This is a genomic window from Tessaracoccus luoxuelianae, from assembly GCF_055326245.1.
The window spans coordinates 378,310-398,003 of record NZ_JBUZNO010000001.1 but is presented as its reverse complement, the minus strand read 5'-3'; the positions used below and the strand labels follow the sequence as shown (position 1 = coordinate 398,003).

The window sequence follows — 19,694 nt, the reverse complement described above, 5'->3', positions numbered from 1 at the left end:
GAACTCACTTTCGTTAGCCTACGTCGGGCTCGGATTGGCCGGTTCCGGATGGTCTGCAGTAGCCTCGTTCGAGAGGTTGGCTGTCTACGGGATGGGGTCAACATGTCATTACTCTCGCGAATCGAGAATGCTCCGAGACGCTACCCCTGGGGCATTCCAGGCGGCATCTCCGAACTGCTCGGGTGGCCGCAGTGTGATCTGTCGGAGGCTGAGCTATGGCTCGGATCCCATCCGCTCTCACCCAGCCGGCTGTGGGCGCCCACCTCGTTCGAGACGCTGGAGCAGTGGGAACGTGAGTCTGGTCAGCGTCTCCCCTTCTTGCTCAAGGTGCTCACGGCCGCTGAGCCACTCTCCCTCCAGGTTCATCCGTCGACCAGCCAGGCCCGAGAAGGGCACGAGCGCGAACAGGCCTCAGGTATCCCGCTGGACTCTCGAGGCAGGAACTACAAGGACCCCCACGCCAAGCCCGAGATGATCGTCGCCGTCCGCGATGGCTTCGAAGCTCTCTGTGGCTTCCGGCCCCCGGAAGAGGTGATCAAGGCAGTCGTCATGCTGGAGACAGGTGCTGTCGATACGGCACCGTTTGCGCACTGGCGCTCGCTCATCAGAGACGGGGCCCTTGCGCCAGCGGTGGAGTGGCTCCTCTCAGGCGATCCGCTCGTCGGGCGCCTCATGGCCGAGCTGGGGAGACTCGTGGACGGGCCTTCAGCGGGCCTCGCCGTCGCACGGAGACTGCTCGAGCGCTATCCGAGCGACCCAGGGGTAGCGGTGAGCCTGATGCTCAATCACGTTGTGCTGCAGGAAGGCGAGGCTCTCTGGCTCGCAGCCGGGACCATCCATGCTTACCTTTGCGGGGTGGGCATCGAGCTCATGGGGCCAAGTGACAACGTGCTGCGTGGTGGCTTGACGGCCAAGCACGTCGATGTCCCGGAGTTGCTTAAGGTGCTCGACTTCGAGGCAGGCCCGCCGCCTCGTCTCCTGCCAATCGGGGAGGGCCCCCACGTGCGGGCTTACCTGCCATCGACGCATCCTTCGGGGAGAGATGTCGAGTTCTGGCTCAGGGAGGTCACGGGCGACGCTCAGGTCCAGACGTCGGGTCCGGCGATCCTGCTTGTGATCGCGGGCGAGTTCGAGGTGGGCGCGATCGGCGAGACACAGATCGTGGCTCGAGGTGAGGCTATCTTCTGTTCAGATGCAGGCGTCATCACGTTCAAGGGGAGTGGTCAGGCGTTCGTCGCTGCAACCTGAACCGTGGTGGACATAGAAAGGGTGGCGCCCCCATGTGGGAGCGCCACCCTTGTCAGGTGCGGATGGTGACTACCGCTGGGCCTTCGTGAAGCCGGCAGCCTGAGCAGCCTCCTCGGAGGCGAACCAGACCTCCGCGATGGTGCGCTCGTAGCCGCCACTGCCGGCCACGTGGTACTTCTTCGACCGCTCGTTGCCCTTGATGGTGTAGCCCTCCGGGGGCTCGGAGCCCACGTAGGCACCCTCACCGTAGGCGGACTCGGTGGCCGCGACACCCGGCTCGTCGACCGGCTCAGGCTCCCCACCGTCGTGGTAGGCCGGGGCCTCGTCCTCGCCGATGTCCTGCGGGGCGACGTAGTCGTGGCCGGTGGGTGGGGCGCCCTCGGAGGTCATGTCGGTCTGGTCCTCGACCTCGTCTGCGGGCAGGACCACCTCGTCGACGTCCGGTTCCGGGGTGGTGTCGGAGGCGAACTTCGCGGCGGTGGAGAAGGTGTCGTTGTTGTTGACGTAGGCCTTCGACGGCTCGTGGGCCGTCCAGCCGTCGTCCTTGGGGGCCAGGAAGTGGCGGACAGCGGCCACGGCGCCCGCGACGATCGCGGTGATGGCCAGGAACTTGCCGAAGCTCTTCCACTTGCTCTTCTTCGGCGGGAGCTCGAGCTCGCCCTTGAGGGCAGCCATGGCGGCGGTGCCACGCTTGCCGGCCTCGACGACGACGGCGTGACCGGCCGCAGCGTGCAGGGCGTCCTGAAGCTTGGGCAGCAGGTCGTCCTCCACCTTCTCGCGGGCGGCGTCGACGGCGGGGGTCACCTTGTCGAGGGCGTCCTTGATGACGGGCTCCAGATCGTCCAGCCTGCGGGATACGAAGTCTGCCGAGCGCACCTTCGCGTCGTGCAGGATGGGGCCGGCCTGCTGGCGGGCCTCGTCGAGCAGGTACTGGGCGCGTTCGATGCCTTCCTTGAGGGCATGCTGTCCGTACTCGGCGGCGGCGGAAGCGGAATCCGCGGCGGCCTTCTTCAACTCTTGTGACTTCCTCACAAGTACCTCCTTGGTTGTGGCTACTCACCCCGAGGATCCGGCTTGCCGCCGGCCACCCACTCGGGTTGTGGCGGCTGCGGAGCCTCGGGCGAGTGACTCGGTGCGCTTGGCGATTCGGCTCGGGTCGGCGCGGTCGCCTCCGTGGCCCCCAGGTGGAAGGCGCTCTGGTTCTGGGGGGTGAGAGCGATGGGTGGTTGGGGCATTGGGACTCCTACTGACTTGTTCAACCGGGACAATCCCGGCATGGGGGTAAGCCTCCCATGGGGTCCGCGCGGTTGTCTGTGTGAACCTGCCGTCGCTGATGCGTGCCCAGGCCCATCGTCGGCCGATCGGTCTTGGCAAGGGCTGCCCGAGCTCGCGTTGGTTCAGGTGCTCGATACGTTTGCCCAATTGGGTCGGTGGGAGGGTGGGAGGTCTGTGGTGAGTGATCGGCTGAGCCGGGAACAGTTCTACGACGCGCTGGCGGAGTTGAACGAGGCTGGCCTCAAGAAGGCGCTGTGGACGGTGTACTGGCGCGGATCCGCGCCCGTGCGGGATCGCGTCATGGCCGCCGTCGATCCGTCCTATGGTGCGGCGCAGGCTTCCCGGGTATCTCGGGAGGCCGAGGTGGATGCTGGCGCTGTGTTCGCCGAGGTGCGGCAGTTCGCGGCGCTGGCGCGGCGAGGTTCATATTTGGCAGGCGACAGGAGCGTCTCCCCGAAGGAGCGGACGCGTTGGCGGTTCACGTTCCAACGCCTCGTCAAGGACATCACCCAGGCGCTTGCCGGCCGCGACGTCGATCCCGCGGCGTCCGCCATGGCGACGCTGATCGACCTTGCCAGCGAGCTCAAGTCGTTCGACTACTTCCGCTCCGACGACCCGGTGGAGGCCGCCCGGGTCGTGGTGTCCGACGCGGTGGCGGTGATGTGGGCGGCGATCCGGAGGGAGCATGGCCATGCGGCGTTCTCCGAGGTAGCGGCCGCGCAACTGCTTCGCTGGGAGGAGCCGTGGGGGTGGACCCGCAGGGGCGACGGCTGGGTGAGCGGGAAGGAGACGTCGCTGGCGAAGGTCGTGGCGGGGATGCTCCCCGTCGACGACGCGTGGGGGCCGTTCGCCGACGCGTACCTGCGGGCCCTCGACGTCGTGGCGCAGGGGCACGCCGACGGTGGACGCGAGGGCAGCCGGGCCCGGTCCACCCGCCTGGCTGAGTGGCACGGCATGCTGCGTGAGCGCCTCGCGGACGGGGACTACGCAGACCGGTTGGACCTCCTCGCGCACCACCCAGCCCTTACCGGGCGTAAGTAGTCCACGCGAGACGGGCGTGAGCGAGGAGTTCCGACGGGAATGGATGGACGGTCTTGCCCTGCCTGGCGAGATGTTAAGCGGGGGGTACAACACGCCGATGGGACACTCGGAGGGTCAAGGGCCAAGCGCCCCGATGGGGGATGACCTCGACGCCGTCTGGTCTGCGGCCGCCGGCGCCGCTACTGGTGATGACCCCGAGGCAGGCGGGTGCGCCGTGGCGGTGAGTTTCCACCTTGGCCGCGAAGCGCAGCAGGGAGGCTGCTGCGGAGTCCACGTCCTGAGGGTTCAGCTTGACCTCGAAGGCAGCCCACCGTCCGCCACGGGTGGACAGATGGCGTCGACCTCATGGCCGTTGGCGTCCCGCCAGGAATCCACTCGGCCGCGAAGTGGCTGCGCGTAGATGCGCAGGTCGCGGATCACCAGGGCTCCGAAGTGAAAGCCCAGGGCCTCCGGATCAGTTCGGAGTTCGCGGGTTCCGATGCCCAGCGCGGTCGTGCCCAGAGAGGGATCCACGAAGTAGCGCACGGGAGCGGTTCTTAGCCTGGTCCGGGAGCGCATGTGAGGCCGCCAGGCTGCTGAATCATCGAGCAGCTTCAGCCTGTCGAGCGCCTCCAGATAGCCAGTGATGGTCTCGTGGGCAATGGGCCCGGCCTCGCCGCCCACGTCCTTGGCGAGCTCAGTGAGTTTGGCTGCCTGCCCGACTGAGCGGCCGAGTGCCGCCAAGAGCCGCATGAGGGCGGTTGGGTTCCGCCGGTGCCCCATGGCGGGGATGTCGATCTCCACGATTTGGCTCACATAGTCGTCAAGCCAATCCCGGGCGAGGTCCTCGCTGGCACCCAACAACTCCGGCCAACCACCGACGACGATTCGGTTGAGCAGTTCCTGGAACGAGAGCGAGGAGCCCTGGCCTGGCTGAGGAGAGCCATCAAGCAAGGCCGCGAGAGAGATCTGCCCTGACGAGTGACCGGACTCGAAGAGGCTCATGGGACGCATCTGGATGGTGGCGAACCTGCCAGCGCCCGAGTGCCTGTTGGCATCGTCGCGAGGTTTACGGCTAACTCTGAGTATTGCCTAGACGGAATTGCCTAACTTCTGCGGGTTCCTGCCTGGCGTTGGCCGCGCACGCAGAAGGGCGGAGCCCCCATCTGGGGAGCGCCGCCCTTGTCAGTTGCGGTTGTAGCTACCGCTGGGCCCTCGTGAAGCCGGCGGCCTTGGCAGCGTCCTCGGAGTTGAACCACACCTCGGCGATGGTGCGGTCATACCCACCGCTGCCTTCCATGTGGTACTTCTTCGAGCGCTCGTTGCCCTTGATGGTGAAGCCCTCCGGCGGCTCGGTGCCCACGTAGGCGCCCTCACCGTAGGCGGACTCGCTGGCCGCGACACCCGGCTCGTCGACAGTCTCCTCGGTGCCGCCGTCGTTCGGCTGCTCCTCGGCCGCAACCTCGGAGATGCTCGCCTCGGCGGCTTCGGTCTCGGCTGGGGCCTCGGTCTCGGGCTCCTCCGCTGGCTCCACCAGTTCGTCAGCCTCAGGCTCGGGGGCAGTGTCGGCGGCGAACTTGGCGGCGGTGGAGAAGGTGTCGTTGTTGTTGACGTACGCCTTCGACGGCTCGTGCGCCGTCCACCCGTCGTCCTTCGGTGCCAGGAAGTGCCGCACCGCCGCAACAGCGCCGGCGACGATGGCGCCGATGGCGAGGAACTGGAAGAAGGCCTTGGTCTTGGACTTCTTCGGCTTCGCCTCCAGCTCACCCTTCAGCGCGGCGACGGCGGCGCCACCACGCTTGGAGGCCTCCACGAGGGCGGGGTGCTCGGCGGCGGCGTGCAGGGCATCCTGGAGCTTCGGCAGGAGATCGTCCTCCAGCAGCTCGCGGGCAGCCTCGACGGCCGGGTTCACCTTGTCCAGCGCGTCCTTGAGATGGGGCTCAAGGTCATCGAGTCGGCGTGACGCGAAGTCTGCGGAACGCACCTTGGCGTCGTGCAGGAGCGGGCCGGCCTGGTGGCGGGCCTCGTCCAACAGGTCCTGGGCACGCTCAAGGCCTTCCTTGAGTGCGTGCTGTCCGTATTCGGCGGCGGCGGAAGCGGATTCCGCGGCGGCCTTCTTCAGCTCTTGTGACTTCTTCACAAGTTCCTCCTCTGTTGTGGCTCGTAATCGAGCAGTTTCTACGCTACCCGTTTGTGGGGTTCATGCAACAGGGGTTGGTGGATTGCTTGGTCGGGTCAGCGGGAGAGGTCGCGTTTCCTGGGTTTCGAGGCGCTTCGCGGCACCTCAGCCAGCGGGGGAGGGCCGCTTCGGGGGCACCTCAGCCAGCGGATCAGCTTGCGTTTCATAGGCTTCGAGGCCGCTTCGCGGCACCTCAGCCAACGGATATGGTCGTCGCGTGAGTTATCTGGTGCTGGGGAACCTGACGTGTGCCGTCCTGCTGGCGATCTCCGGGATGGCGAAGCTGGCCGCCAGGAGCGAGACCCGAGACGCCTTCCAGGCGCTCCGGCTGCCCGGGTGGCTGCGCCGCTCGCCCGCGCCGGCCCTGCTCCCGTGGGGTGAGCTGTTGCTGGCCTTGGTGCTGGTGGTGGGGTCCGGCTGGGTGCTCGTCGGGGGAGCGGTGGCGTCGGTGGCGCTGTTCGGCACCTACACCGTCATCATCGCGCGGGCGCTCCGGTTCGACGAGCCGGTGCGCTGCAACTGCTTTGGCGCCCTGGGCTCGCACGACGTGTCCCCGCGGACGCTGGCCCGCAACGTCCTCTTCCTGCTGCTGGCCCTGCTCGGCTTCATGGCCGTGATCGCCGGCGAGGACGTCTACGGATTGGACGCAGACGGCTGGGGTTGGCTCGCGATGTCGGCCCTCAGCGCCCTCGTCGTCACACTGTCCCTGCTGCCCGGGCCGCAGCCCGCCCGGGCAGGCTCGGGGGCGGGCGCGCTCGGCTTCGCGCCGAACCTCGCCCTCACCGCTGTGGAGAGCGGCGAGAGAGTGCGGCTCCGGGCCCTGGCGCGTGAGCACGGCGGGGTGGTGCTCCTGTTCGTGGTGTCCGGCTGCGGGGGGTGCGAGCGCGTGCTCAACCAGCTGCCCCAGTGGCTGGAGCAGGTGCCCGGGCGCGTGGTGGTCCCGGTGCGGCCGTCGGGCTCCGAGCTGGACGACCCGAAGTGGAAGGACCTCGCCCACCTCCACGAGGACTGGGGCTCCAACGTCTCCCAGGCGCTGGGCGGCGCGTTCACCCCGTCGGCGGTGGAGCTGGACGCCACGGGCGCCGTCGTGGGTGCCCCCGTGACGGGCGAGCAGAAGGTGCGGGACCTGATTCTCCGCCCTGTGCTGGAGGCCGCTGCAGCGGCCGTTGAGGCCGAGCGGGAGCCCGTGGAGCCGGCGCCGGTGGTGTCCGAGCCCGCCGTCGTCGAGGAGGAGGACGACGGGCTCGAGGACTACGAGCGCATGCCCATCCCCGACGGCGTGCTGCTTCGCCCCGACGGCGAGCCCGTCACGCTGAGGGCGCTGGCCGGGCAACAGGCGCAGCTGCTGGTCACCATCAACTGCCTGTGCTCGCCGGCGCGGGCCGGGATTGCCGGGATCGAGGAGTGGCAGAGCCGGCTGCCCGTGCTGCAGGTGCGGCTGGTGCCGTCCATCCGCCCCCGCGCGGCGGGCACCATCCCAGCGGAGGTGGAGAAGGTGTCGCTGTACGACCACGCCGGGCTCGCGGCGAAGGCCCTGGGCGCCACCGGGCAGGTGGCGGCGGTGCTGCTGGGCGCCGACGGGATGATCGCCGGCGGCCCCGTCACCGGGATCGACGAGGTGGAGCAGTTCGTGGCCGACATCGAGGCCCAGCTCCCTCCGGCGGAGTGACCCGCTTGCCCCGCTCTGACACACTGGACCCGACCAAGAAGGCAACGAAAGGACACGCGTGAGCACCGCTACGCTCCACACGAACCACGGTGACATCGTCATCGAGCTGTTCCCCGACCACGCCCCCAAGACCGTCGAGAACTTCGTCGGCCTCGCCACCGGCACCAAGGAATACGCCGACCCCGCCACGGGCAAGAAGACCACCGGCAACTTCTACGACGGTCTCACCTTCCACCGCGTCATCGACGGATTCATGATCCAGGGCGGCTGCCCGAACGGTGACGGTCGCGGCGGACCGGGCTACCAGTTCGGCGACGAGTTCCACCCCGAGCTGACGTTCAACAAGCCCTACCTGCTGGCCATGGCCAACGCCGGCCCCGGCACCAACGGCTCCCAGTTCTTCATCACCGTGGGCCCAACCCCGCACCTCAACCGTCGCCACACCATCTTCGGTGAGGTGAAGGATGCCGAGAGCCAGAAGGTTGTCGACTCGATCACCAGCACGAAGGTGGGACGTGGTGACAACCCGATCGAGCCGGTTGTGATCAACTCGGTCACGGTCGCCTGACCCCTCCCGCTGGCTGAGGTGGCGCGGAGCGCCCTCGAAGCCTTGGAGTCTGAAGTGCAAGACGCCCGCCGGCTGACGCCGGCGGGCGTTTCGCATTCTCGTTGGATGAGACCCCTACCGTTGGCTGAGGTGGCGCGGAGCGCCCTCGAAGCCTAAGAAGGGTGACCTTGTCAGCTCGCGTTTCATAGGCTTCGAGGCCGCTGCGCGGCACCTCAGCCAGCGAAGTGGGTTCGCGGCTGCCGCGTCGAGCACCTCAGCCACGAAGTGGCGCGTCGAGACTCCTCAGCCATCGGGAGGGTGTGTGGTCAATTGGAGATGCCGACCCAGAGCCCGTCCCGGGCCCTCGTCATCGCGACATACAGCTCGCGGCGGGTGAGGTCCCAGCGTTCGCGGGCCGTGTCGTCGGCCGGTGGCTCCGTGATGGTGTGCTCGTTGCGGATGTCTGGAATGAGGACCTGCTTGAACTCCAGGCCCTTCGCGCGCTTGATGGTGCCCACCTTCACCGCGTCGACAGGGACGCCGTTGTACTTCTCCAAGTCCACGACAGGGAAGCCGGCCTGCTCGAGGGCGCGAGCTGCGTCGCGGGCCGCCCACCGCGAGATGCACAGCACCGCCACGTCGCCGACGCCGGTGCCGATGTCCGTGGTGACGGTGCGGACCCGGGCGATGAGGGCATCATTGAGTTCGCGACGGCTGCCGCAGTGTGCGATGACGGGTTCTGCCCCCTTCCGCGGGATGCTCGAGGGCACGTCGCCGCGGGCGAGGACGCCCTCGATGTCGGCGTACTCGTCGCCGGCCACGAGACGCTGGGCGAAGTTCACGATCTGGGCGGTGTTGCGGTAGTTGATGTCGAGCACCACGCCGCGGCCCGCGACCGAGATCCCGGCCTCGCCCAGGGTGTATCCGCCGGGGTAGATCGACTGCTGGCCGTCCCCGATCAGCGTGAACCCATCCGGCTCGTCGCCGACCAGCAGGTGCAGCATGCGGATCATGGCGCAGGACAGGTCCTGCGCCTCGTCCACGATGACCGCGGAGTACGCGCCGGTCATGGGCTCCCGGCGGAGCTCGGCCTCGGCCAGGAGGATCAGGTCCGCGTAGTCGATGATCCCGCGGCTGCGCAGCTCGGCATCGTAGGCCTCGTGGAGCCGCCACACGGCCTCACGCCCCGAGAGCTGCAGGGTGCGGCGCCGCCCGGTGCGCGCGAGATCGGCATAGTCCTCGAACCTGGTGATGCCTCGGCCCTTGAGCACGTGCTCGATCTCGTCCTCCCAGTAGCGCCGGTCCTGCGAGCTGCCGAGGACTGACGGGGCGCCGACGCGGTGCCACGCGGCGTCGAAGGCCTCCCGGGATTGGACAGGTTCGATGCGGTGAGGGACCCCGCGCTCCCGCAGGATCCGGCGCGCGAAGGCGTGCGCACCGACGAACTCGACACGGTCCACCACCTCCGGCGCCAACCGTCGGAGCAGCTCGTGCAGAACGTCGGGCAGCGTGCGGACATACGTGGTGACCAGGATGCGTCCCGGCTGGTTGCGGGCCAGGTGCGCGGCGCGGTGCAGGCCGACGACCGTTTTGCCGGTGCCCGCCGGGCCGCGGATGCGCGACGGGCCGGGAAAGGAGCGTCGGACGAGCTTTGCCTGTTGTGGATGGAGGAAGGACATCCACTCCTCGATTGGCTGGGCGAGGATGCCTTCGAGGAGGGCATCGTTGACCTCCTCAGGGGTGAGGAGCGCGTCCTGCTGGGCCTGGTGTGGCGGGGGTGGGGTGACGGGGCTGGGGGCCGCTGGGACGACAGGCGCCGGGATGGTCACGGACACAGGCGCGGGGGCGGAGGCCTGAGGGAAGAAGCTGAGCGCGCGGCCCATCACGGTGTCGACCTGCGTGGGCGTCAGCCGATTGCCGTGGCGAGCGATCGCGCTGAGAGCGTCCCGCTCGCCGACGATGCGGATCCCGCTGACGGTGGCGTCGAGGCCGCTACGTCCAGCCATGACGACGAGGGAGCGGACCTCCCCGGGTGCGAGGCCAACCTCGGCGAGGTCGGCCTGGGTGACGTCGACCAGGTCGTTGAGCATCAGGAGCTCGTCGGTGACGTCGTCGTCGCCGCGCAGGACCCGGCCGTTGTCGATGCCGACCTCCTTCCAGGCCTTCGTGTCGACGATGAAGACGCCGCCGGGGCCCACGACCACGAGGTCGACTTGGGCGCGTCTGGTACCAGGCCAGCGGCGGTCGGGCAGGAGGAAGTAGCCGAGCGCGGAGAGGGGAGCGAGGGTGCGGGCGGTCTGACGCTCGGTGGTCTCCGCGATCCCGAAGCGCCCCGCTGCGGCGCGGGCCTCGGCGGCGGCCTTGGCGTGGGCGTCGGCGAGGGCGAGTTGGCGTCGGGACTCGGCGCCGGCGGAGTCACCGGCGACCATGCGGGGTCCGTCCGGTGTCGCGGCGCTGGATCACGTGAGGCCTTCGGTGCTGGGTGGGGCGGGTTGAGCGCCCTCAGTATTGCAGTGGGCCCGGTTCACGGGTCAGTCAGGCAGGGGGAGTCAGAACTCGCGGTGCAGGTGCGCCACTTGGCTTCTCGCGCCTCAGTACAGGCAAAGGCCTCCCTACCGCTGGCTGAGGCGGCGCGGAGCGCCCTCGAAGCCTAAGAAGGGTGACCTTGTCAGCTCATGTTTCATAGGCTTCGAGGCCGCTCCGCGGCACCTCAGCCAACGAGGGGGGGGCTTGCCGCTGCGCGTCGAGCACCTCAACCGGCGAAGGGGGCGGGCCACCCACCGCGGCCGCAGCCGCCACCGCGGCCGCAGCCGCCACCGCTGACTCCGCCGCTGAGCGGCCATGGCACCGTCACCGGGCTACCCTGAAGTGACTCGCGAGATATGGAACGGATATGGGTGTGCGAATCGCCGACTTGGCAGACGCTCTGACCATGGGCGGTGACCTCTCCAGCTACTACGACCGGCAGGCTGACGAACTGGTCTGGGTCTTGGGCGACGAACTCTCCACCGCGGAGGACCTTCCCGAAGCCGCCGACTTGGCCGAAGCGGCCACCTACACGAACAGCGGCGACGTGGACTCCCTCAAGCTCGCCCTCCTGATACTCGAGGACGCCACCGACCGGTTCGTGCCCCTGCCGACGAAGTTCGACGTCGACGAGCACTCCATCATGGTCGACTTCACCGACACCCTGCCTGAGTCTGGACTGCGGCAACAGCTGTGGGACGGTTTGCACCGCGCTGGCGCGTTCCGAAGGTTCAAGGACCTCGTCCACCGCCACGACCTCGCCGACTCCTGGTACCGCTACCGCGACGAGCAGTTCACCAGGATCGCCCGCAAGTGGGCCGACGACAACAACATCACCCTCGTCGAGCAGCCCAGGTAGCGGCGGGCCCGCTACCGTTGGCTGAGGTGCCGCGCAGCGGCCTCGAAGCCTAAGAAGGGTGACCTTGTCAGCTCGCGTTTCATAGGCTTCGAGGCTCGTCGCTGCGCTCCTCGCACCTCAGCCAGCGGAGGGGCTCAGCCCACGAAGAAAGGGTCAGAGCTCGCGACGCTCGAAGACCTTCACCGCCGCCAACACCAGGACCACGGCCAGGGCCGCCGTCGTGAGGGCGGGCCACAGAATGTCCACCTCGACGTCCGCCCCGAGCGCGACCGGGGCGTTGATCATCCCCGCCGGCGTCCAGCGGAGCATCGGGCCCCAGATCCCAGACAGCATCAGAAGGAAGAAGAAGCCCAGGCCGATGCCGGCCGCGCCCGCGCCCGAGTCCACAGCGGCGGAGCCCAGCAGCACCACCGCCACGAGCAGCAGGGCGAACAGCAGCCACGCCGCCGTCGCCGCCAACAGCGGGCCGAACGGCGCGTCGGGGAACCAGATCAGCGTCACGCCCCAGGTCACCAGCATCCCGGCCAGGGTGGCGCCAATGAGGAGGATCGCCGTCGAGACGAACTTCGAGAGCACGAAGCCCGCGCGCGACACGGGCTTGGTCAGCACCATGATCGCGGTGCCCGAACGCTTCTCGCCCGAGATGGCGCTGCCCAGCATGATGATGAGGGCGAAGCCGACAATCTGGCTCAGGTTCTTGGTCCACTGGGCGTAGGAGTCCACCCAGGTGGGGTCCGGCATCACGCCCGCGAAGACGTCGCCGCCCAGCGTGGCGAGCAGTTCGGCTGTGTAGGCGGCCGTCGGGGGCCCGGTGACGGCCGAGAACAGCAGGATCCCCGGCAGCACGAAGATCCGCCACGTGCGGAGGATCTCGCGCAGGTCCTTGGACAGGAAGGCTCGGAAGCTCATCGGTTCACCCCCACGAGGCCCACAAACACGTCCTCCAGCGAGACCTCGAGCTCGTCGAAGCGGCGCAGCCCCAGCCCCAGCCCGGCGACGATTCCGGGGGTGGCCTGGCGTGCGGCGTCGAGATCGCTGACGATCACGTCGATGGCCTGCGGGTCGCCGGCCACGGGGGTGTGGCGGACGCACCACGGCTCGGCCGCGACAGCCGCGGTGAGCGCCTCGATGCCGTCGGTGACGGCGATCCGTACCGTCGTCGAGCCGCCATGGGAGCGGCGGAGGTCGGCGACCGTGCCCTGGACGACGAGCCGGCCGCGGTCGAGGACGGCCACCTGGTCGCAGATCCGCTCCACGTCGCCAAGCAGGTGGCTGGAGAACAGGACGGTGGTGCGGCCGCGGAGGGAGGCGATCATCTGCAGCACCTCCGCGCGGCCGAGGGGGTCCAGGGCGGAGGTGGGCTCGTCGAGGATCAGCAGGTCTGGTGCGTTGATGAGCGCCTGCGCGATCCCGAGGCGCTGCTTCATGCCGCGCGAATAGCCGCCCACCGGGTTCTTGTTCCCGGCCAGTCCCGCCATCTCGAGGAGGGCGTCAGCGCGCTCGGAGAGGACCGGCTCGGCAATCCCGAAGAGGGAGCCGGCGAACCGCATGAACTCCGCGCCCGTCATCCACGGGTAGAAGCCCGGCACGTCCGGCAGGAACCCGACGCGGGCATGGATGGCGTCTCGGCCGGCCTCGGTGTCGTGGCCGAAGATGGTGGCGCCGCCCGAGGTGGGGCGCGCCAGGCCCAGCAGGATGCGCAGCATGGTGGTCTTGCCCGCGCCGTTGGGGCCGAGGAAGCCGAACACCGACCCCTCCGGCACCGTCAGGGAGACGCCGTCGAGGGCGCGGACTTCGCCGTACTGCTTGGTGAGGCCGTTGGTCTCAACCACGTTCACTTGGGGTCCTTGTCCTCGCGTTGGCCGTAGAGGAGGTCGGCGGTGTCGGCGGCGGTGCGGCCAGCCGCGTGTCGGGCACCGGGCAGCGCCTCCGGCTGGGCGGCAGCGGAGGCGTACTTGGCCTCGCTGCGCCGGACCAGGAGGAAGGTGATCGGGCCGAGGATCTGCACGAAGAGGATGAGCACCAGCCACACCCACTTGTTGGGCCTGGGCATCTGCGCGTCGGGCGTGCGGGCCCACGCGACGACGCCCACGATGAGGAGCGCCAGCTCGATGACGATGACGACGCCGAGCAGGACGAGGACGCCGGTGGGGAGGTCGAGGAGTTGATCGAACGGCATGGTGGTTCCCTTCTGTCGGGCGGAAGGCGCGGTTGTGGCCGAGGTCCGACGTGGCGCCTCCGCCACTAGTCAAGCCTAGTCCCAGACTTCCTCACGGGTGTAGCCTTGACTCAATTGACGATGGATGCAAGGAGGTCAATGTGGCCAGATCGCTGAAGAGCCCCCGGAGGAAGGCGCTCAGGACGAGGATGGGCGCGAAGCGGGAGCGCGGGATCACCAAGGTGGAGGATGTCACTGATGCGGACTTCGTCCCTGTCACGCTCCTGCTGGAGAGGTCGCATTCGGGCAAGCAGGACCGGCTGCTGCTGGTTGAGGAGGGGAAGAGTGGGCACGCCAAGGCGGTGGGCGGCGTCCTGCGCGTCTCCGTCGAAAAGACCGGCTCCTTCGTCCGCCTCGTCGATGACGATGACCTGACGGCCGCGCCCGGGCGTGTCCGTCCGGAAGCCGTGCTTCATCGTCTCCACGATGTGCTCGTTGAACGGGTCGGCGCCGGCACCCTGACCGAAAGCGAGGCGGAAGCTGCGGTCGAAGCGTTCGCCAACCGCCTCCCCGACGACGATGACCCCACGGAGGCCCTGGGTCCCTACTTCGACACGCAAGGGCTCAGGCGACGCCTGGGCGTCACGCGTCAGGCGCTCACAGGTCGGGTCCAGCGGAACACACTGCTCGCCGTCCCGGCTGACGACGGCGCCCTTCTCTACCCCACGTGGCAGTTCACGCCAGACCTCGAGCCGCTGGCTGGACTGTCGGAGGTTCTGAGCGAGTTGAACCGGGTGGCAAAGGATGGCCTGTCCAAGGCGCTCTGGTTGACCACACCACAAGGAGCACTGGGCCAGGTCTCCGCGGCGAGCTGGCTGGCCCAGAGTAGGGATCCGGCCGCCGTCCTCGCGCTCGCGCATGCCGACGTCGAGAGGATGCTCCGGTGAGCCGTGAGGACATCAGCCTCGGAGAACCGCATCCCTCGACGGAACTCGCCGCGGACTTCCCAAGGAGCACGGGCGTGGATCTGAGCCGCTGGTACCGGGCCCACTCGGATGGGTACCCGGCGGAGCCAGATCGTGGTTGTTGGTGGTTCGCGTCCGCTCCGCCAGGTGACGGGCGCTTCGACCTGGCGCAGCCGGAAGGAACCTGCTACTTCGCGGACAGCATCGAGGCCGCTGTGCGAGAGCGGCTGGGGGAGGTGTGGGGGACGCATCCGATTCTTCCACCAGTTGCACTCGACGGCACCACCGTCTCCAGCGTCGACCTCAGGCCCTTCTGTGAGCCTGAGGACATCGCAGATACTCAGAGTGTCGAAGCCGCCGGCTACGTCACCCGCGAGATCTCGGCGGGGGCGGGCTATGGGCTCACCCAACGGCATGCGGCGGCGTTCTCATCCGCCGGGTTCAGCGCCATGTCCTACGCCCCCCGGTTCACGCCAGGCGCCGTCAATGCGCTAGCGCTCTTTGGGCCCGAGGGGCGTCCCCGCCCAAGCCGGGGAGCCGGTGAGGTGCCGGGTTGGACGGCGGAGCTGCGGACGAAGGTGCGAAGAACGGTGACCAGGGCGAGAGCCAGGGTCATCCCCTGACTGCTCGATCGGCATTGAAATGGTGACGGCGTCGACATGACCGCAGAACATGTACGAATTGAGGCCAGAAATGTACATGTCTGAGTGACATGAGGATCACGTCCGTCAGGACGCGAGGAGAGCCGCGACCGTTCGCGCCATCGGATCGTCCACCGGCAGGGGTGGGGCTGGGCCGAGGAGCTCCTCGGCGAGGGCGCCGTCGGGCAGGCCTGCGTGGAGGGGCCAGGCCCACTCGCCGTCGGTCTCGATGAGGCGGACGCCCGGCAGCTCCAGCCACGCCGCGATCCGCTCCGCCTCCTCCACGCTGCCCGCCGGCAGTCCGCCGCGGGGCGGGAGGACCGTCTCCGCTGTTGCCATGGCCTCCTCGGCGGCGGCGCGGGCGCGGGCTGAGGGCGCCGTCGTGGCGGCGGCGAGCTTGCCATAGCGGATGACGTGAATGTCCCAGCCCGCCGCCGACGGGATGGCCGCCACCAGCTGCCGGCACAGCGCCAGGGAGCGCAGGCGGTGGAACCGGATGGACGTGCGGTAGTAGGCGGTCAGCCGGTCCGAGATGGTGCCCGCCTCCTCGAAGCGCTCCTGCGCCACCAGCTTGCGCATCCGCACCCGCACGCTGCGCAGCACGGGGCGGACGTCGCCCAGCCAGCTGCTGGACACGGCCTGCGCGATGGCGGGGTACTGCGCCGCGCCGTCGCCCAGTTCGCAGGGCGCCACGCAGCGGCCCATCTCCGCCAGCGCGCAGGAGGCGGACGCCTTCTTGGCCGAGAGGCGCGTGGTGCAGCGGCGGAGGCGGAACGCGTCGTAGAGGGTGAGCGCCGCCTCGTCCGCGGCGTCGCGGGAGCGGAAGGGGCCGAAGTAGGTGCCCTCCTGCTTGACCTGCGTGACGATCGACAGCCGCGGGAACGCCTCGTCGGTGAGCTTCAGCCAGCTCACCTTCCGCTGGTTCTTGGAGCGACGGTTGTAGCGCGGGGCCAGCGACTCGATCATCCGCAGCTCCCGCACCTCCGCCTCCAGGTCCGTGGCGCATTTGACGAACTCCACCCCGGAGGCCACCCGCACCATCTCGTGGATGCGGCCGCGCTTCTCCGCCGCGGAGAAGTAGGAGCGGACTCGCCGGCGCAGGTTGGTGGACTTGCCGACGTAGAGGATCTCGCGCTTCTTCTCGCCGTCGGGGGTGACGGAATCTGTGTAGAAGAAGTAGACGCCGGCGCACTCGGGGGCACCTGTCGCCCAGGTGCGCTTGGCGCGCCGGTCCGGGGAGACCTGGAGGGCAAACTCGGTGAGGTCCTCCAGGGTGTGGACGCCGAGGTTGCCCACCCGCTCCAGCAGGCCGTGGAGGACGTCGACGGTGGCGCGGGCGTCGCTCAGGGCGCGGTGGTTGGGCTCGGTGCCGGCGCGGAAGAAGCGGGCCAGGGTGGCGAGCTTGCAGTTGGGCACCTCGTCGCGGAGGAGGGCGGTGCGGGCCAGGGCCACGGTGTCGACGACGGTGGGGCGCGGCCAGGCGAGGCCGAGCTGCTCGTAGCCGCGCTTGAGGAAGCCGGTGTCGAAGCGGGCGTTGTGAGCCACGATCACCGCGCCCGCGGCGAACTCCGCGAAGGCGGGCAGCACCTGCGACGGTGGGGGAGCGGTGGCCACCATCTGGTTGGTGATGCCCGTGAGGACCTGGATCATGGCGGGGATGGGGGTGGAGGGGCGGACGAGGGTCTGGAACTCGCCGATCACCTGGCCGCCGCGCACCTTCACCGCGCCCACCTCGGTGATCTCGGAGTCTGCTGCGCCCCCCGTCGTCTCGAGGTCCACCACGACGAACGTGACCTGCGAGAGGTGGACGCCGAGGTCCTCGAACGAGGGTTGGGCGGCGGAGATCTCGGGCATGGGGATCACGGTAGGGGCGGGGTCTGACAGAAACTGTCGGAGGGGTGGGAAAGGGTGGCTTCATGGCTACCTTGCATGTTGACTGCACCACCTGCACCGTGCGCGGAGACGCGTGCGCGGACTGCGTGATCTCCGTCCTCCTCGGCCCGCCCGGCGTCGGCCTCGAGGACTCCGAACAACGGGCGCTCACCGTCCTGGCCGACGCCGGGCTGGTCCCACCGCTGCGGTTGAGCCACCCGGACGACGACATACGCCATCAGGCAATGTGAGTCTGACAAGGCCTCCAGGCGGGCACGTCCGACGGGTGACACTAACTTCCGTAAACATTTTGAGAAAAGCCTGAGGGCGCTTAAGATTCTCTCAGACTTGCCCAACGCTTGGAGTTACACGTGAACCGAGTCCGACTCGCCCTGACCGGGATTGTCGCTGCCGCCCTCGTCGCCACCATGGGCGTCGCCGCCCAGGCTGACCCCGCCGCTGTGGAGAAGGCCCGCGAAGAGCTGGCCCGCATCCAGCAGGAGTCGTCGGCCATCGATCAGGAGCTGATCGAGGCCAGCGAGCGCGCCCAGCAGGCCGAGGCCAAGCTCAAGACCATCGCCGCTGACCTGCAGACGCAGGAGGCGAAGGTGTCCACGCTCGCAGACGAGATGGGCGACGTCGCCACCCTCCAGATGCGCCACGACTCCTTCAGCGTCACCGCGCAGCTGCTCACCAGCGGCTCGTCGGATAACTTCCTCAGCGGGCTCGCCGCCTACCAGAGCGAGCTAGACCGCTCCAACGCAGGCGTGCAGCAGCTCCAGCTGGACCAGGCCAAGCTCACCACCCTCCGCGAAGACGCGGCCGCCACCGAGGCCACCGTCAAGAAGGAACTCGCGGCCAAGACCGTGCTCGCCGAGGAGTTCGAAGCCAAGGAGGCCGAGGCCCAGCGCGTCTACGACCGCCTCTCGGAGGAAGAGCGCCAGCGACTCGCCGCCATCGAGGCAGAGCGTCAGGCACGCGCCGCCGCCGAACAGGCCGCAGCCGAGGCACGCGCCGCGGAGGCAGCCACCACCAGCCGTTCGCGTGAGACCAGCACCGCGTCGTCGGTGCCGAAGGCAGAGACCCAGACGGCTCCCGTGACCGCCGCGTCGTCGTCGCGCGTCCAGGGTGCCATCAACGCGGCCCTCGCCAAGGTGGGAAGCGCCTACGTGTGGGGCACCTCCGGCCCCAACACCTTCGACTGCTCCGGCCTCACCAGCTACGCCTACCGCCAGGTCGGCATCACGCTGAGCCGCTCGTCGAGGACGCAGTATTCGAGCGAGGGGCGGAAGGTGTCGCTGTCGGAGATCCAGCCCGGAGACCTCGTCTTCTACTACAGCCCCGTCAGCCACGTTGCGCTGTACATCGGCAACGGCAAGATCGTCCACGCGGCCAACCCGCGCAGCGGCGTCAACGTCACGAGCCTGCACTCGATGCCCATCACGGGCGTGCGTCGCGTCGTCGGCTGACCAATGATTCGAGAAGGCCGCCGGATTCGGCGGCCTTCTTCCTTTCCCGGGTCAGTGGACGCTGGTGATGAACCTCCGCGACTCCGCGACAATCAGGTCCGCGTCGTAGTCCAGCGTCGCCACGTGGAAGCTTCGCTGCAACGAGGCGAAGCGAACGTCGCGCACCTCGCGCTTGATGATCTCCGAGCTCAGATCGTCGACGACGTGGTCCTGCGGGGAGCGCATCAACAGCACCGGCGCGTCAACGCGCCGCAGCCCCGAGCGGGCCTCCCTCCACAGATCCATCATCGTGCCCAGGCTGGCCACAGCGAACTTTGGGTAGGCCGGCTCCACCACACCCGGCTGCGCGATGTCCGAAGCGATCCCCTTCTGGGGCGGCAGCACGTGCCGCAGCCGTGACGCCACCGGGTAACGCGGATCCCGCGACGCGATCGCAGGATTGACCAGCAGCACCCCCGCGACGGTGTGCCGCGCGGCCAGATGCAGCGCCAGCGCCCCGCCCATCGACAACCCCGCCACGAACACCCGCTTCTGCTCGCCCGCAAGCTCCAGATAGGCGTCCTCGACGGCGCCGAACCAGTCCCACCAGCGCATCCGTGCCATGTCCTGCCACGACGTGCCGTGGCCGGGCAGTCTCGGCGCGACCACGCGCACGCCCGGGTACTCCTCGGCGGGGGTGGCGAGGGCCTCCGCCCACGGGCGGATGGACGCCACTGAGCCGGTGAAGCCGTGGCACATCACCACGCCGATGTCGCCGTCGCCGAGGTGGAGGGGCCGGGCCTCGGGCCAGACGGGCGTCGCGGCGGGGCGGGAGAACGGCGTCGAGAAGAACATGGATCGAGGATAGGCCCCGATGCGGATCGCCCGGGTTGGGTCGCGGGTGGCGGGTGGCGGGTGGCGGGTGGCTGGGTGGCGGACGCATGCCTAACCGACGGACGCCAGCCTTACAGATGGACGCCAGCCTTACAGCCGGACGCCAGCGTTACAGCCGGACGCCAGCGTTTGTGAGGGCGTGGTGAGCGCCTGCCCTACCGACGGACGCCTGCCTAGGTGACGGACGCCTGCGTTAGTGAGGCGTGGTAAGCGTGACGCCTGCGCAAATTCTTGGCGCCTGTTCTGTAGCGCAGGCGGCCGGAGTTACCGCTGGCGTCGTCGCCCGCAAGGCTGGCGTCCGTCAGTACGGCAGGCGTCCGTGCCCAGGGCAGGCGTCGGTAAGTAAGGCTGGCGTCGATCTGTAGGGCAGGCGCGATGGGGTGGCGAGCGTGA

Annotated in this window: 18 protein-coding genes; 9 read left to right on the top strand and 9 right to left on the bottom strand. The window is 68.9% G+C overall.

Annotated features, from left to right (window positions below):
* Positions 1–48 precede the first annotated feature (48 nt).
* Positions 49–1,248: a mannose-6-phosphate isomerase, class I gene (gene manA / locus ACZK39_RS01795; RefSeq protein WP_463612338.1), complete on the top strand. Its 1,200-nt coding sequence runs from the start codon at positions 49–51 to the stop codon at positions 1,246–1,248.
* A 69-nt stretch (positions 1,249–1,317) separates the two neighbouring features.
* Here manA and ACZK39_RS16750 read toward each other — a convergent pair whose 3' ends face one another.
* Positions 1,318–1,638 (bottom strand): sunset domain-containing protein, encoded by a 321-nt coding sequence (locus tag ACZK39_RS16750; RefSeq protein ID WP_527252176.1) that lies wholly within the window; start codon positions 1,636–1,638, stop codon positions 1,318–1,320.
* Positions 1,639–2,700: 1,062 nt separating this feature from the next.
* Between ACZK39_RS16750 and ACZK39_RS01785 the strand changes: the two genes are divergently transcribed.
* Entirely contained in the window at positions 2,701–3,564 is an 864-nt protein-coding gene (locus ACZK39_RS01785; protein ID WP_463612337.1) for a hypothetical protein, read from the top strand.
* A gap of 285 nt (positions 3,565–3,849) precedes the next feature.
* On the opposite strand, the gene ACZK39_RS01780 is transcribed toward ACZK39_RS01785, so the two are convergent.
* Both ACZK39_RS01780 and ACZK39_RS01775 read right to left on the bottom strand, forming a co-directional pair.
* The gene (locus ACZK39_RS01780) at positions 3,850–4,548 is read right to left on the bottom strand and encodes an ATP-binding protein (RefSeq protein WP_463612336.1); all 699 of its coding nucleotides are present in this window, start codon (positions 4,546–4,548) and stop codon (positions 3,850–3,852) included.
* A 196-nt stretch (positions 4,549–4,744) separates the two neighbouring features.
* Positions 4,745–5,683: a sunset domain-containing protein gene (locus ACZK39_RS01775; protein ID WP_463612335.1), complete on the bottom strand. Its 939-nt coding sequence runs from the start codon at positions 5,681–5,683 to the stop codon at positions 4,745–4,747.
* A gap of 256 nt (positions 5,684–5,939) precedes the next feature.
* On the opposite strand from ACZK39_RS01775, the gene ACZK39_RS01770 reads away from it, so the two are divergent.
* Positions 5,940–7,391 carry a MauE/DoxX family redox-associated membrane protein gene (locus ACZK39_RS01770; protein ID WP_463612334.1) on the top strand — a complete coding sequence of 484 codons (1,452 nt, stop codon included), beginning with the start codon at positions 5,940–5,942 and terminating at the stop codon, positions 7,389–7,391.
* A gap of 58 nt (positions 7,392–7,449) precedes the next feature.
* On the top strand, positions 7,450–7,959 hold the full coding sequence (locus tag ACZK39_RS01765) for a peptidylprolyl isomerase (RefSeq protein ID WP_463612333.1): 510 nt from the start codon (positions 7,450–7,452) through the stop codon (positions 7,957–7,959).
* 305 nt (positions 7,960–8,264) lie between these two features.
* On the opposite strand, the gene ACZK39_RS01760 is transcribed toward ACZK39_RS01765, so the two are convergent.
* A complete protein-coding gene (locus ACZK39_RS01760; protein WP_463612332.1) occupies positions 8,265–10,367 on the bottom strand; it encodes a nuclease-related domain-containing DEAD/DEAH box helicase in 2,103 nt (700 codons plus the stop codon).
* A gap of 470 nt (positions 10,368–10,837) precedes the next feature.
* Between ACZK39_RS01760 and ACZK39_RS01755 the strand changes: the two genes are divergently transcribed.
* Positions 10,838–11,323 carry a UPF0158 family protein gene (locus tag ACZK39_RS01755; RefSeq protein ID WP_463612331.1) on the top strand — a complete coding sequence of 162 codons (486 nt, stop codon included), beginning with the start codon at positions 10,838–10,840 and terminating at the stop codon, positions 11,321–11,323.
* Between the two features lie 153 nt (positions 11,324–11,476).
* Here ACZK39_RS01755 and ACZK39_RS01750 read toward each other — a convergent pair whose 3' ends face one another.
* From ACZK39_RS01750 to ACZK39_RS01740, 3 genes are read right to left on the bottom strand one after another with little or no spacing between them, the layout of a single operon-like run.
* Positions 11,477–12,232: an ABC transporter permease gene (locus ACZK39_RS01750; protein WP_463612330.1), complete on the bottom strand. Its 756-nt coding sequence runs from the start codon at positions 12,230–12,232 to the stop codon at positions 11,477–11,479.
* Positions 12,229–13,161 (bottom strand): ABC transporter ATP-binding protein, encoded by a 933-nt coding sequence (locus ACZK39_RS01745; protein WP_463612329.1) that lies wholly within the window; start codon positions 13,159–13,161, stop codon positions 12,229–12,231. Before ACZK39_RS01745 ends, ACZK39_RS01750 begins: the two co-directional genes overlap by 4 nt.
* The gene (locus ACZK39_RS01740; RefSeq protein ID WP_463612328.1) at positions 13,158–13,502 is read right to left on the bottom strand and encodes a PLD nuclease N-terminal domain-containing protein; all 345 of its coding nucleotides are present in this window, start codon (positions 13,500–13,502) and stop codon (positions 13,158–13,160) included. Before ACZK39_RS01740 ends, ACZK39_RS01745 begins: the two co-directional genes overlap by 4 nt.
* 140 nt (positions 13,503–13,642) lie before the next feature.
* Here ACZK39_RS01740 and ACZK39_RS01735 point away from each other — a divergent pair, with 140 nt between their 5' ends.
* Together ACZK39_RS01735 and ACZK39_RS01730 are read left to right on the top strand one after the other, a co-directional pair.
* On the top strand, positions 13,643–14,428 hold the full coding sequence (locus ACZK39_RS01735) for a hypothetical protein (RefSeq protein WP_463612327.1): 786 nt from the start codon (positions 13,643–13,645) through the stop codon (positions 14,426–14,428).
* Positions 14,425–15,069, top strand: a complete 645-nt coding sequence (locus ACZK39_RS01730; protein ID WP_463612326.1) for an RES family NAD+ phosphorylase — start codon at positions 14,425–14,427, stop codon at positions 15,067–15,069. The genes ACZK39_RS01735 and ACZK39_RS01730 overlap by 4 nt, the downstream gene beginning before the upstream one ends.
* Before the next feature lie 105 nt (positions 15,070–15,174).
* Here ACZK39_RS01730 and ACZK39_RS01725 read toward each other — a convergent pair whose 3' ends face one another.
* The gene (locus ACZK39_RS01725; protein ID WP_463612325.1) at positions 15,175–16,941 is read right to left on the bottom strand and encodes a DEDD exonuclease domain-containing protein; all 1,767 of its coding nucleotides are present in this window, start codon (positions 16,939–16,941) and stop codon (positions 15,175–15,177) included.
* Positions 16,942–17,003: 62 nt separating this feature from the next.
* On the opposite strand from ACZK39_RS01725, the gene ACZK39_RS01720 reads away from it, so the two are divergent.
* Together ACZK39_RS01720 and ACZK39_RS01715 are read left to right on the top strand one after the other, a co-directional pair.
* Positions 17,004–17,210, top strand: a complete 207-nt coding sequence (locus ACZK39_RS01720) for a hypothetical protein (RefSeq protein ID WP_182782579.1) — start codon at positions 17,004–17,006, stop codon at positions 17,208–17,210.
* 120 nt (positions 17,211–17,330) lie between these two features.
* A complete protein-coding gene (locus ACZK39_RS01715; protein ID WP_463612324.1) occupies positions 17,331–18,428 on the top strand; it encodes a C40 family peptidase in 1,098 nt (365 codons plus the stop codon).
* 51 nt (positions 18,429–18,479) lie between these two features.
* Here ACZK39_RS01715 and ACZK39_RS01710 read toward each other — a convergent pair whose 3' ends face one another.
* Positions 18,480–19,262, bottom strand: coding sequence for an alpha/beta hydrolase (locus ACZK39_RS01710; protein ID WP_463612323.1), 783 nt, complete (start codon positions 19,260–19,262; stop codon positions 18,480–18,482).
* Between the last annotated feature and the right edge of the window lie 432 nt (positions 19,263–19,694).

Excerpts from the sequence above, each read along its gene's own strand:
- manA (WP_463612338.1), top strand. The coding sequence starts at position 49 with ATGGTCTGCAGTAGCCTCGTTCGAGAGGTTGGCTGTCTACGGGATGGG.
- ACZK39_RS16750 (WP_527252176.1), bottom strand. The coding sequence starts at position 1,638 with ATGACCTCCGAGGGCGCCCCACCCACCGGCCACGACTACGTCGCCCCG.
- ACZK39_RS01780 (WP_463612336.1), bottom strand. The coding sequence starts at position 4,548 with ATGAGCCTCTTCGAGTCCGGTCACTCGTCAGGGCAGATCTCTCTCGCG.
- ACZK39_RS01760 (WP_463612332.1), bottom strand. The coding sequence starts at position 10,367 with ATGGTCGCCGGTGACTCCGCCGGCGCCGAGTCCCGACGCCAACTCGCC.
- ACZK39_RS01750 (WP_463612330.1), bottom strand. The coding sequence starts at position 12,232 with ATGAGCTTCCGAGCCTTCCTGTCCAAGGACCTGCGCGAGATCCTCCGC.
- ACZK39_RS01740 (WP_463612328.1), bottom strand. The coding sequence starts at position 13,502 with ATGCCGTTCGATCAACTCCTCGACCTCCCCACCGGCGTCCTCGTCCTG.
- ACZK39_RS01725 (WP_463612325.1), bottom strand. The coding sequence starts at position 16,941 with ATGCCCGAGATCTCCGCCGCCCAACCCTCGTTCGAGGACCTCGGCGTC.
- ACZK39_RS01720 (WP_182782579.1), top strand. The coding sequence starts at position 17,004 with ATGGCTACCTTGCATGTTGACTGCACCACCTGCACCGTGCGCGGAGAC.
- ACZK39_RS01710 (WP_463612323.1), bottom strand. The coding sequence starts at position 19,262 with ATGTTCTTCTCGACGCCGTTCTCCCGCCCCGCCGCGACGCCCGTCTGG.